This window comes from Agrococcus sp. KRD186, from assembly GCF_017168255.1.
Taxonomy (GTDB): Bacteria; Actinomycetota; Actinomycetes; order Actinomycetales; family Microbacteriaceae; genus Agrococcus.
Genome location: NZ_JABFAP010000001.1, coordinates 2736665 through 2750947, shown reverse-complemented (window position 1 = coordinate 2750947; position 14283 = coordinate 2736665). Strand labels below are relative to the sequence as shown.

Below are 14283 nucleotides of genomic sequence, written 5' to 3'. Positions count from 1 at the left end.
ACCCGGCGAGCACGAGGCGAGCGGCGCTAGCGATTCTTGCGCTTGCCCGGCGGCACCCAGGGCTCGGGCTCCGGCTCCACGACCGGCGCGGGCTCGACCACGGGCTCAGGCTCGATGACCGGCTCGGGCACCGGCGCGGGCACCGGCGCGGGCACCGGCGCGGGTTCAGGCGCGGGCACAGGCGCGGGTTCCGGCGCGGGCGCAGGCTCCGGCGCCGGTTCGGGCTCGGGCGCGGGGGCGGGCGGAGGAGCCGCGAGCAGCGGCGTCGCCGGGTCGGTGCCGTCGGTGCGCACTCGCAGGGTGTCGAAGCTCGCACTGCCCGCAGTGACGAGCAGGCCGAACCGGCCGTCGGCGAGTGCCGCGTTGTAGGCGCGCGAGGCGACGAAGAAGCCGTTCAGCACGACGGAGACGGAGGCGCCCTTGAGCGTCACGAGGATCGTGTAGGCCGCTCCGGCGCTCAGCACCCGGCTCACGCGCTGGTCGATGACCAGCTGGCCGCCGCGCATGTGCCCGAACACCACCGCCTGCCCGACCAGGTCGAGCAGGATGAACTTGAAGGTGCCGGCGTCGTAGAGGTCGTAGACCACGCCGGCGATCGCGCCGGGGAGCAGCGTGAGCGTCGCGGTCAGCTCGAGGAATGCGTTGGGGTTGATCGCGCTGCCGACATCCGCAGTGGCGATAGCGGGGCCTGCGCCCGCTGCCTCGCCGCGCAGCGTTCCGGACTCCGTCGTCCAGGCGCCGCCTGACCCTCCGACGATGCCGGCCCCGGCATCGAACTCCTCGCTCACGTCGAGGGTGATGGTCGGCGGCAGCACGCGCACCGAGATGTTGTCGAACTGCCCGCGCGAGCGGTTCGAGCCCACGCCCACCATGCCCTTGTTCAAGCCATGGTCGACGCCGTCGATGACGCGGGGCGCGAAGGTGTGGATGAAGGCGAACCTGCCGTCGAGCTGCACGGTGACGGTCGTGCCGTTGACGGCGACGAGCATGTCGTACCACGTGCTGTGCCGCACGCTCCCCTGCACCTGGGTCTGCACATCCACCACCCATCCGGCGGCGGTGCGGCGGCCCATCACGAGCTTGTTGGTCGACTGGTCGACGCCGGCGAACTTGAAGTCGTCGGGGCCGAAGTAGTCGAAGATCACGTAGGCGTTCGCGCCCCAGCCGCCGGTCGGCTTCTCGAAGCGCAGGTTCGCCTGGATCTCGTAGTAGATCGGCAGGTAGGCGTCGACGTAGTAGACCGCGACCGCATCGCCAGCGAGCGATGCTGCCGAGACGGAGAGCTCGCCGTTCACGACCGAGAACACACCGGAGTCGGCGAAGAATGCGTCGGCGCTGCCGTTGCTGAACGACGCGGAGCGCAGCACGTCGCGCTTGCCGCCGGGCACGTTGCCCGGCTGCGGGTCGCGCGGACCGCCGGTCTGGTCCTGCCAGTAGTCGTCCTTCTGGGTGACCAGGCCGACCTCGCCGAACGGCTCGCCGTTGCGGTCGGCGTACATCGCGCCCGAGAGCTGGGCGATGGTGAAGTCAGCGCCCTGTGCGGCCGAGAGCTGGTACAGGAACTCGTACAGGCGCGGCGGCACCTGCCGGCTGACGGTGCCGAGGCCGAAGGGTGCGAAGGGCACCAGGTAGCTGTTGAACTCGCCGACCCAGTCGATCAGGCGGTCGCCGCCGGTGTTGGCGATGAGCACGTCGAGCCCGGCACCGCCCACCGCGCGATCCTCGTAGGAGGCGTGCGTGTCGGGCGCATCGTTCTCGCCACCATTCGTGGTGAGCACGTCGTCGGCGTTCATGAGGTCGTTGCCCCAGCCGCCCCAGAGCGTGTCGCGCCCGGTGCCGCCGACCAGCCAGTCGTTGCCGTGGTCCCCGAAGAGCACGTCGTCGCCGTCGCTGCGGATCGCACCCTCGACGAGCCTGCCCTCGGAGTGGTCGAAGTTCAGGAACCAGTCGCCGCCGCCGACCGTGATGCGGCGCATCGGCGCGTACTCGTCGTACAGCTCGAACATGCCGGTCACGGGGTCGAAGCCCAGCAGCGTGCCGTCGTTGAACGGCCGCGTGAAGTCGCTGCGCACGCCGCCGACGCCGTAGCCGACCACGAGCGCCTCGGCACCCGAGATGGCATCCTCGCCGGCACCGCCGTGGATGAAGTCGCCATCCCAGCCGCCGAAGAGCACGTCGCTCGCCCACTGCGCGGCGTAGAGGGTGTCGAACGGGTCGCCGTTGACAGCGAAGGGCGTCAGGTCGACGCGCTTGGTGAGCTGCCCGGTCGGGAACAGCAGCGCGATCTGCACGCGCCCGGGCGTGGTGATCTCGACCTGCACGTCGGGGGTGCGGATGCCGTTGAGCAGCTCGGTCTGCCCGTTGCGGCTGGTGAAGATGCGGCCGTCGTCGCCCAGGATGCCGTCGATGCCGGTGCCGCCGGAGATCCAGTCGTGGCCCCAGCCGCCGATGAGGTCGTCATCGCCCGCGTCGCCGAAGACCACGTCGTTGCCGGCACCCGCGTAGACGGTGTCGTCGCCGCTCTCGCCGTGGATCTCGTCGGCGCCGTAGATGTCGCCGCTGAGCGCGCCGGGATCGAAGTCGGGCCCGCCCGGGGTGTAGTCGAGCAGCTCGACCGCGCGCGGCACGAGGCGCGACGCGGGGGCGTTCTCGGTGTCGTAGGTGAAGCGCAGGTAGGCGCCGCCGGTGCCGCCACCGGTGCCGACGAGGCGGAAGATGCTGCCGTTGTCGCCGACGATCGTGTCGGCGTCGCGGCCGTGCCCGGCGGTGTCATCGTTGCGGTCGATGCGGGTGCCGGCGCCGCCGAAGAGCAGGTCGGCGCCGTCGGGCCGCTGCTGCGGGCTGGTGAGGGAGAACAGGTTGGAGCTGCCGCCGATGATGTCGTCGCGCCCGAGGCCGCCGAAGACCACATCGCTGCCGCCGCCGCCCTCGATGTAGTCGTCGCCGTCGTCGGCGCGCTCGGCCGAGGGGCGCACCACCAGGTTGCCCGCGGCATCGCGGAACGCGCTGGCGAGGCCCGTCGCGCCGTCGATCGAGCCGTCGCCCTGGATGGTGTCGTCGCCCAGCTGGCCGAAGATCGTGTCGTCGTGCGCGCCGCCGGCGATGACGTCGTCGCCGATGAGGCCCGCGGCGGTCGTCGCGGTGTGGTCGAGCAGCGTGATGCGGAAGTCGCTCCAGGCGGTCGGCCCGACGGGGTCGAGCTGCCAGGCTCGCGTCACGAGCGCCTGGCCGGCGCTCAGCAGCTCGACGCTGTAGATCTGCCCTCCGATGAGCACCTGGAACCGCGGGTTGCGGTGGTCGCCGAGCGAGGAGCGGCGGTCGAGCTGCACGCTGTCGCCGAAGAGCAGGTCGCGCTGCGCGCCGCCGTCGATGCGGTCGTCGCCGCGGCCGCCGATGAGCACGTCGTCGCCGCCGAGGCCGCGCACGATGTCGTCGCCGCCGACCTGCGTATCGACGCTGGTGACCAGGCGCGTCGGTCGCACGACGCCGTCGGTGAAGTCGTCGACGCCGCCGTTGCCGGCCTGGGCGACGACGGTGCCCGCCGCATCGAGCCACTGCACCAGGCCGCGGTCGCCGAAGATGACATCCGCCCCCGATCCGCCGTTCAGCTCGTCGTCGCCGATGCCGCCGAAGATGAGCAGCGGCAGCGTCGACGCCTCGCCGTGCACGGTGTCGTCGTCGCTGAAGCCGGCCGGCAGAATCGCGTCGTAGACCGGCACCGTGAAGCTGCGGGTGGCGGTGCGGGTGACCTCGACCAGCACGTGCGCGGCCGAGCCGTCGCGCTGCGCGGGAGCGTCGAAGGTGAGCAGCGAGCCGGTGCGCGTGATGTCGCTCGCGCCGAGCAGGCGGCCGTTCACCCACACGCGGTAGCCGACCAGGTCGCTGGTCGAGCCCAGGTCGAAGGCACCGCCGGACTGCACGCTCCAGTCGCTCAGCTCCATGGTCACGGTGATCATGTCGCCCACCCGCAGCGAGTCGAACAGGCTGACGATGTCGAGCGCGGTCGAGGCGGTCCACCGCACGGCCGGCAGGGTGAAGCTCGTGCCGCCGCGGGTGACGACGATGCTGACGACCGCGTCGGCGCGCACGGGCTCGTCGCCGTCATCCAGGTCGGCGCCGAGGCCCAGCACGTGATCGGCGGGGCCCTGCGTGTTGAGCACGAAGTGGCCGTCCTGGCCGGCGGTGAGCGCGACGGTCACGTCGTCGTCGCCGAGCCCGGTGTTCAGCCAGGTGGTGGTGCGCACCCCGGCGCGCTCATGCGTGCCGTCGATCATGATCGTGTCGGCGAAGGCGCTGGTCCAGATGCGGATGCCGTCGGCGAAGGTGCCGTCGGCGGCCGCACGCCACGAGATGCCGGCGGGCGCCAGGCCCAGCACGAAGATCTCGCCGTTCGCCGCCAGCGCCGCGTCGCGCGCCTGCGCCGCGCTCCTGACGTCGGTGATGAGCGCATCCGCATCACCCGCATCCGCCCCCTCGTCGCTGAGCAGCAGCGTGTGCCGGCCGCTGCCGAGATCGAGGTTGAGGGTGCCCTCGATCGCGTCGAGGTCGCCGGCCAGGAACTCGGGCTCACCGTCGACCGGCACGTCGGCGAGCGAGGCGATGGAGACGCGGTCGTCGCCGTCGCCGAAGGAGACGTTCGTGACCGGCAGCGTGCCGCGCACGTTGAGCACGTCGTCGCCGGAGCCGAGCGCCAGGTTGAGCGTCTCGAGGCCCTGGTAGCGGATGCCGGAGGTCGTCAGCGCATCGGTGGCCGGGGCGCCGACGGCCGCGCCGAGCGCCGCGAGCTGGATGGCGACGGGGTTGACGGGATCGGCGTTGACCTCGCCGCGGAAGCCGATCAGGTAGGTGCCGCCGACCTGCCAGACGTACACGCTGTCAGCGCAGCGGGTGCGGTCCTCGACGCCGCAGGTCATCGAGAAGCCCGCGTCGGCACCCGCAGAGGTCGCGAACAGCAGCTCCTGCAGCGCCAGGCGCACGGTCTCGGCAGAGGCCCCTGCGGCGAAGGTGATCGCGCCGATGCCGGTGGCGACGCCGCCCTGCAGCTGCGACAGCATGAGCGTGAAGGTCGCACCGCGGGGTGTGACCGAGAAGAGCCGGTCGAGCGGTCGGCCGAGCTCGTCGAGGCCGGTGCGCGGCAGCATGTCGAGACCGGTGAGGGTGTCTTGGGTGAGCACGCCGCGGTTGTCGTTCAGGTCGCCGAAGTCGTGCAGGTTCGCGGTGTCGTCGCCGATGCCGCCCTCGAGCACCAGCAGCGCGGCGAGGAGGTCGAGCAGGCCGGATGCGGTGCCGACGTGGAAGACGTCGTCGTCGGTGCGCCCATACAGGGCTGCGCTGCTGCTGGTCGGGCCACCGATGAGGCGCGTGTGGCCGTCGATCGTGCGGATGGTGAGGGTGTCGTCGCCGGGGCCGGCGTGCACGGTGGTGGTGCCGGCGTGGGTGCTCTCGACCGTGACCGTGTTGTCGCCGTAGCCCAGCAGCAGCGTGAGGTCCTCGAAGTCGGCGTAGCGGATGCCGCCGAGCACCGGGCGGCCCGCGATGGCGGTGTCGCCGGCCATGCCGAAGCCGGTGATGCGGTCGCGCGTCACGACGCCGCTGCTGTTGGCCGGGCTGTCCTCGTCGTGCACGACCAGCACGTCGACCTGCGCCGACTCGATCGCCTGCGCGGTGCTGGCGGTGACGGGCAGCGGGTGGCCGGAGGATTCGCCCGGCAGCACGATCGGCAGGAAGTCGTCGATCTCGAGGGCGACCGGCGGGTTGGGGTCGTCGCCGCCGGAGACGAACAGCGGGCCCTGGATCAGGTGCAGGCGGCGGGCGGCGTCGGCGAACTCCTGCACGTCGCCACCGTCGATGCGGCTGTCGTCGATGGCGCGCACGCGGATGGTGCGCGGGGTCATCCAGTTGGCAGCGGTGAACGCGAGCGTGAGCTGCTGCACCCAGGCGCTGCCGTTCCAGAGCTCGACCTGCGCCTCGTGGCAGCCGTTCGGCAGGCCGCAGTCGGGGCCGTTCATGTCGAGGGTGAAGGAGCGGATGGCGTCGATGCGCACCGTCACCGTCTCACCGGCCCCGGGTGCCATGGTCAGGCGCACCGTGTAGCTGCCCTCGGCGCCGAACTGGCCGTCGACCGCACCCTCGACCAGCCGGAAGTCGCCGCCGACCGGCGTGATGACGACGCCGGGGGTGTCGCCGTCGTGCACGAGCACGCTGACTCGCTCGACGACGATCCCGGGGATCTCGGCGACGTAGAGCTGCGTGACGCCGACGGTGATCGCGTCGGAGCCCCAGGCCTCGACGACGGTGATGGTGAAGGCGGTGTTCGAGGCGATCGTGCGGTATGCGGCGGTGCCGCGCGCGTCGACCACCCGCAGGAGCGCTCCGGCCAGCTGGTCGACGAGCATCGGTGCGATGCCGCTGAGCGTGACGGTGCGGCGGTCGGCGGAGATCGCGCTCACGATGCCGACGATCGCGTCCGCGACCGCGGGGGCCGCGTAGCCGCTGATGATGAAGGCATCGCCGGCCGCGGGCGCGACGTCCCAGTCGCCCTCGATCTCGATCTCCTCGCCGACGTTGTTCCAGATGCGGAACAGCTGACCGGCGCCGGCACCGCTGGTGATGCGGATCATCCGGCCCTTCAGGACGCCCGCGGGTGCGGCGAGGCCGGCGACGAGGAAGGAGTTCGCCAGGCCGCCGGCGCCGGTGATGACGCCGGCGAAGGCGTCGCTGGTGACGACGACCGCGGTGAGCAGCTGCACGTGCTGGCCCTCGACGACGCTGTCGTCGATCGCGCGCACCCGCACCAGCTTCGCGCCGACGGCGGTGAAGGTGAGCAGCAGCTCGGTCAGCCACGGGCCGGCGTCGGTCGAGATCTGCAGGCCGGACGGGGCGGTCACGAGCACCGTCACGGGTCCGGACGGCGCCGCCGCGATGCGCACCTCGTAGGTGGCGATCGTGCCGCCCGTGCCGCCCGCGGGCTCGATGACCTCGACGCCGCCGTCGGGCACGACCACCGGCAGCTCAGGTGCCTCGTCGTCGAGCACGCGCACGAAGGTGGTGGCGACGCGCGCACCCGCGTACTCGTCGGCAATGGCGTCTTCGGGGTCGCCCTGCGCGACGATGGCGTCGATGGGCGCGAACCAGGCGCCCTCGGCGGCGATGTCGTCGACGGCGCGCACGCGCACCTGCTGCTGGTCGGTGCTGCCGGCGGCGAAGACGAGGGTCACCGAGGTCTTCCAGAGCCCCGTCACCGCGTCGAAGAACTCGATCATGCGGGAGCGGCTGCCGGAGGTGGGGTCGACTGCGGGGCCGACGAGCGTGACGAGCACCTGCGTCGTGGGCGCGAGCGTGAGCCGCACCGTGACGGCACCCTCGTCGCCCTCGGTGAGCACGAGCGAGCCGCCCACCGGCGCGACCACGACGGTCGGCTCGTCGTTGTCCAAGATCTCGGTGGCGATGCCATCGACCGGCAGGAGCGCCCACGCGCTGTTGCCGATCGTGCTCTCGACCGAGTGCCGCACGAGGCCGGTGTGGCCGAGCAGGTCGTCGGCCTGCACCGCTGGCGCTGCGCTGCCGACCTCGACCCGGTCGGAGCCGAGACCGCCGTAGATCGACAGCTCGATCGCCGGGTTCGTCGAGAGCACGTGGAAGACATCGTCGCCGGCCATGCCGTAGATCGCGACCTGCTCGACGTTCGTGTAGCGGATGACGCGGCCGGCCCCGTAGACGCCGTTCGCGGTGATCACGAAGACGTCGCGCAGCTCGGTGCCGATGATCACGACCAGGTCGTAGCCTGAGCCGCCGTCGATGTTGACCGGGGCGTTCGACGCGTACTCGATGAAGTTGCGGCCCTCGCCCGCGTCGACGGCGGTGACCTCGGACTGGCCGACAAAGGAGCGGATCACGAAGGTGTCGTCGCCGGAGTCGCCGTAGAGGTTGAGGGTCGCGAAGTTGCGGAACACCTCGAACACGTCGTCGCCAGAGCCGCCGTAGACGTGCGCGGTCTCGGAGACGCCCTTGGTCAGCTGACCTCGGGAGGAGTTGAAGAAGTCGGCGGCGGGGAACTCGTCGTCAGCGTCGTAGGCGGTGTAGAGCTGACCGAAGCGGAAGTGATCGTTGCCGGAGCCTCCGGTCACGGTCAGCACCGAGGCGGTGTCGTCGAACGCGAACATGTCGTCGCCCGCGCCGCCGTTGACGACCACGCCGCCGGTCATCTCCTGGCCGTAGGTGACCTGCTCGACCGCGGCGAACTGCCCCTCGACGGCGCCCGCCTGCGAGAGCAGCGCGATCAGGGCGCGGCTCGGGTTGCTGCGGAAGAGGAAGGTGTCGTCGAGCGCCGAGCCGTTCACGACCAGCACGTTGGTGCCGCCGTCAGCCGTGTCGACGGTGTTGATGCGGCTGCTACCGGCGCCGAAGAGCTCGATCATGAAGGTGTCAGAGTCGGCGCCGCCGTCGAGCGTGAGCAACTGGCCGTCCATCGCGTTGACGCCCACCTGGCCCGGCACGGGGTTGACGAGCAGCCAGTCGTCGCCCGCCTCCCCCTCGACGGCGGTGGTGCCCGCGAGCGACTCGATCTGCACCCGGTCGTCACCGTCGGCGGCGTGCACCGTCGTCGTGCCGGTGTGGGTGCTGTCGATGTTCAGCACGTCGGAGCCGGAACCGAGCGTCAGGTCGAGCGCCTCGAACAGCAGGTAGTCGACGAGCCCGTTGGTCATCCGCAGCACCCCGACGGCGAGGCCAGCGCCGACGAGCGGGAAGGCTGCGACGCTGCTGACGGCGATGGTGTGCGAGGCGCCGAGGGCGCCTGCCAGCGCGCCCGCCCAGGCGATGGTCCAGCGGCCGCCCGCCTTTGTCACCACGACGTTGCCGATACCGACGAGCGCCTCGAGGGCTGCCTGCACGCGCGCCGCGGAGGCGTCGAAGGCGAGCTGCCCGGTGGCGCCGAAGCCTGCGACCGTCAGCACGAAGCGGCCGTCGACCGCGCCATGCACCGTGACGACCTGGACGAGGCTCGGCCGAGGGGAGCCTGCGGTCATGCCGAGGCCCGCGATCGTGGTGCCGGTGACGACGCCGATGCGGTCCAGCAGGGTCGCGGCGTCGTCGAGGAAGAGCCGGTCGACACCGCTGCCGCCGGTGAGCGTGAGGGGCGCGCGGATGCCCGTGAGCACGCCGCCGACGCCCGTGACGGTCGACGAGATCCGCACCGTGTCATCCTGCGCGCCGGTGTCGACGCGGGTGGCGCCGTCGATCGTGCGGATGATGACGAGGTCGGTGCCGTCGTTGGCCGTCAGTGCGGTCGTGCCCGAGTGGGTCGAGTGCACCGTGAAGGTGTCACCGCCGAAGCCGAGGTCGATCGTCAGCCGCTCGAAGGTCGTGTAGCGGATGCCGCCACCGACCATGTCGAGGCCGGTGATCGTCGTCACGGTCAGCTCGCCGGTGTTCGCGTCGGCGTCGCCGGTGTCGTCGACGGCGAGCAGGTCGTTGCCCGTGATGGCGCCCGGCCCGTTGCCGCCGTCGAGCACGAGCAGCGCCTGGATCGCGTCGACGGTGCCGCCGGTGTTCGTCCAGTCGGACTGCGAGGTGTCTGCCCCGGCGGCCTGCGAGCCCACCGCGATGCGGTCGGTGTGCTCGCCGGTGAGGATGCGGTGCTCGACGGCAATCGCGCGCACGGCGACCCGGTCGGCGCCGGTCAGCGTGCGGATCGTGACCAGTTCGGTGCCGTCGTGCGTGATCGTGCCCAGCAGTGCCATGGTGGCGCCGGTGAAGGCGACACGGCGGATGCGGTTGGCGTGGGTCGAGCTGTCGTCGTCGGTGAGGCGGTCCACGATCAGGTCGTCGGGGGCGGTCGTGCCCCACACCTCGAGCCGGTCGCTGCCGGCGGAGCCGCGCAGGTGCACCGCGAGGCCGGTGGAGCGGGTCAGCTCGATGCGCACGAGGTCGTCGCCGGCACCGGTGTCGAGGTGCGCGGTGCCCGTCCAGGGGTCCGCGTCCCAGCTGCTGCCCTCGAGCGTCGCCGTGCCGGCGATCGACACGCGGCCGTCGGCATCGCCCACCAGGATGGTGGTCGAGCCGGTGCCGGTCGAGGTGAGGTGCGCGATCGCGAACATGCCCTTGAGGTCCTCGGGCACGGAGCCGATGGCCCAGTCGGTCCCGATCGCCACGCCGACCACAAACAGGTTGCCGTAGAGGCCGAAGTCGCCGGTCTCGAACGACTCGATGAGCGTGTTGGTGCCGCCGTCGTCGTACCAGGTGTCGCGGCCGAGGCCGCCGGTGGCGGTGTCGTCGCCGGCGCCCAGGTCGAGCACGTCATCGAAGCGCGAGCCTGTGAGCCGGTCGTTCCCATCGCCGCCGACCAGCGTCAGAGTCAGTTGGTCGAGGGTGACGCCCGAGGCGTCGATCGTGTCGCCACCAGCCTCACCCGCGATCCTGAGCGCGTCGCCTTGGCCCCGCACGCCGCCGCGTATCCACACTGAGTAGGCGGCGCCCGAGCTGCGCGTCACCCGGGTGCGATCCGCGTCGGTGACGACCTGGAACGCATCCGCGCCGCTCGCACCGATGACGCCCACGCGATCGGCGCTGCCGGTGCCGAGCTCGATCTCGACCTGCGTCAGGCCCGAGGCCGCGCCGGTGATGTCGCTGAGGGTGAGCGTGTCGGCACCTGCCCCGGCGTCGATGATGAGGTGCTCGATGCTCGCGCTGGTCGCCAGGTCGCCGCCGAGCCGGTACTCGAGGATGCCGGTCGACGGGTTCGTCACCGCGAGGACGTCGTCGCCGCCGGTGAGCGCGATCGACAGCGTGTCGGTGCCGGTGCCGCCGTCGACGACGATGGCCTCCGTCGACGAGAACATCGAGATCGCGATGATGGTGTCGTCGTGCGCGCCGCCGTCGTACTTCGCGGCGATCCCCGAGAGCAGGTCGTCGCCGTCGTCGCCGAAGAGCCGGTCGCCGACGTGGCTGCCGAAGAGCTGATCGTTGTCGTCGCCGCCGTGCATGCTCAGCGCGCCGGTGCCGGTGTGGCGGAGGACGTCGTCGCCGGTGCCGCCGTGCACGGTGCCGGTCGCGGAGCCCGTGACGGTGATCGTGTCGCGCTCGCTGCCGCCGTCGAGCACGATGCCGGTGCCCGAGCCGTGCATCTCGATGGTGTCGTCGCCGGCCTCGCCGTAGATCTCGACCGGGATCTGCACGCTCGGGTCGATGACGATGCGGTCGGCGCCGCCGTCGAAGTAGGCCCGCAGCTTCTCGACGTGCGCGTAGGTGCGCGTGTGCCCGAAGCCGCTGATGCGGAGGGTCGCCCGGCCGTCATCGTCGAGCGCGCCGATCTGCTCGACGAAGATCGTCTCGTCGGTGGTCGACGTGCTGACGCCCCGTGCGGTGCGGTGCGCCGCGTCGCCGACGTTCAGCGTGAGCTCGGTGTTCTCGGGTCGCCACTCGCGCAGGCTGCGGCCCGGGTCGGGCAGCGTCACGTTGTTGCCGGCGAGGTACGGCACCTCGGGGAACGAGACGCTGCCGATGCGGAAGCTGCCGGAGATCGACTCCCACGAGCCGAAGATCTTGAAGCGCACGGTGATGCGGAAGATCAGCGGGGTCGAACCGTCGACCTGGTTGCGGGAGTCGGCGGAGACCGACATCTCGAGGCCCACGCCGAAACTGATCTCGAACAGCCCGAAGTCGAAGAACACCTCGACGCGGGCGGAGCCGCCGATGAACAGCGTGTAGTAGATGATGCCGTTGTCGTCGTGCGTCAGGAACGACACCTCGAGGCTGAAGCTGCCGCGCACCCCGATCGGTCCGGCCCGGAACTCCATGCCGCCCTTCAGCAGCAGCTGGAAGTTGCCGTCGGAGTTCAGGAAGATCGAGCCCGAGAGGTCGAAGCCGAAGAACGACAGATCGGCGTTGGCCTTGAGGTACCAGGCGCCGTCCTTGGGATCGTCGATCGTCGTGTTCGGGTTGCCGTCGTCGGGGTTCGCCCTGCCGAACTCGATGGTGAGACCGGCATCGAAGCTGAAGATGCCCAGCAGCGTGACCGTGCCCTCGATCTGCAGCTTGAAGCCGGTCTCGATGCCGTTCCTGACCTGGCCGGTGGTGTTGATGCGCAACAGGCCGCTCGCGCTCAGGCTGAAGATGAAGGCGTCGGCCGAGACGCTGACGGAGACCTCCATCGCGAAGCCGTCGCTGTAGACGCCCGCCCGCCCGGCGGCGCGGAACTTCAGGCCCGCGATATCGAAGTCGACGCCGAACGCCATCTCGAACCCGGCGGCCCCGATGCGGATCTCGGCGAAGCCGCTCCCGCTGATGAAGCCGAGGAAGTTGATCGTGCCCTCGAGCCGCAGCAGGAAGCCGGGCTGCACCGCGGTGCTGCCGAGCGTCTTCACGGTGCCGGTGGTGTTGAGCTCGAGCAGGGCGGAGACCGAGAAGCCGATGCCGATGTCGCCGCCGAAGCCGGCGTCGAGCTGCACGTCGAGCCTGGCCACCATGCCGGCGCTGGTGATCGAGAAGCCCGAGTCGACGATCCTGATGGAGCCGAACAGCGCGAGCTCCGCCGTGCCGTTGACGAGCAGCGTCAATTCGCTGGCACTGACCGTCAGGACGAGGTGTCCGTCGATGAGCAGCACGTCCATCACCTCGAGTGTGCCGTTCATCTCGAGCCGGAAGCCGGCGACGACGCCGAGCGTCTCCTCACCGACCAGTAGGTCGCCGCCGGCATCACGGGCGAAGCCGGCGAAGACCTGGCGCCCGTTGACCTGCTCCTTGGTGGTGACGAAGGTGCTGATCGAGCGGGTGGTGCTGAAGGTATTGATCTCGAGCAGGAAGCCGCCCTCGAGCCGCAGCCCAGGGATGCCCTGCACGCCCAGCTCGAGCTGCACGCGGCCCAGGATGCCGGTCTCGGCACCGGCGAGGATCGTCAGGTTGATCGCGCCGTACAGCGAGCCGAGGCCCTTGATGGTGGTGCTGACGAAGCCGTCGAGCTTGAAGAAGGCGATGTCGTCGGTGCCAACGCCCGCGGTGATGGCGATGAAGCCCGAGAGCGTGAAGACTCCGCCGATCGTCAATTGCGCGTCGATGCTCGCGACCACGTAGACCGCGGGCACGGCGCCCGGGATCGGCTGGCCGTTGAACGCTGGAGCGCCCGCCGGCACCACGAACTCCGCCGACTGACCCTCGAGCAGCAGCGGCAGGAAGGCGTTCGGGGCGACGAACCTCTGCTCGGCGAGCGTGGTGTTGAAGATCACGTTGACGGTGCCGCTGATCTGCAGCAGGTCGCCGACGTCGGGCAGGCCGAGATCGACGCCGCCCGAGACGCGGATCATGCCGGCGACGCCGGGGATCTCGCCGGTCTCATCGTCTCGGACGGTCGAGATCATCAGCAGGCCGGTGACCGAGGCGAACTCGAGCCGTGTGTCGCCCGAGCCGAACGAGAGGCGCCCGGTGAGGAAGATGTCCATCGACGGGTTCGGCGGGTTCATCGAGATGTTGAGATACAGGCCGCCCTGCACGCGCATGATCTCGGTGCCCGCGGGCGCGATGATCGCCTGGCCGACGATCTGGAAGCCGAGGCTGAACGGCTGCAGCTCGAAGGTCTCGGTGAGGTCGGTGCCCCCCGGGCCCACGCCCGGGAGCGTGATCATCTCGTGCTTGACCTCGTTGGTGAGGTTGATGCGCAACTGTGCGGAGCCGCTCAAGAAGATGCCGAACTCCTCGAGCTTCTCGAAGTTCATCTCGATCGACGCGACACCCCAGAACTGCGGCACCGGGTACATCGGGTTCGTCGCAGCATCGCCCACCTGCAGCACGAAGCGGCCGGCGGTGGCGCCGATCGTGCCGAGGCCGATCACCGAGAGCTGGCCGACGAACGTGAGAGTGAAGAGCTTGCGGGCGGCGTCGATCTCGAGCACCACCGAGGCACGTGCGTGCAGCAGCGGCTCCTCCGTGAAGCCCGCGGCCTGCAGCAGGATGCCGCCCGAGAGCTCGATGAAGAACGACGTGCCCAGCACGATGGTGCGGAAGGTCTGGCTGCCGCCGGCGGCGGTCGTGCCGGTCGAGTCGCTCCACGCGCCCTCGACGAAGGTGAGGGTGACCGTGCCGGCCTGCAGTGCGCCGCTGAGGGTGATCCCGTAGAACGCGACCCCACCGGCGTCCTCTGCCCTGAAGCCGACGCGGCCCTCCACCGTCCAGGTGACGCCGCCGCCGCTGAGCGTCACGTCGTCACCGCCGAGGGAGTCCGTGGCGACCGTCGCGTTCGCAGTCGGCGTCAGGCGCACCATGACCCAGGTGCGCTTGCCGATCGTTCCCCAG

1 protein-coding gene (running past one end of the window) is annotated in these 14283 nt (G+C 70.8%); it reads right to left on the bottom strand.

All coding sequences use genetic code 11. The features are described from left to right. Positions 1 to 26 precede the first annotated feature (26 nt). On the bottom strand, positions 27 to 14283 hold the final stretch of the coding sequence (locus J1M46_RS13335; protein ID WP_206448239.1) for a hypothetical protein. The gene runs 22421 nt beyond the window's last position; 14257 of the gene's 36678 nt are visible here — the last part of the coding sequence; the start codon falls outside the window, past its right edge — the gene reads right to left on this strand; its stop codon occupies positions 27 to 29.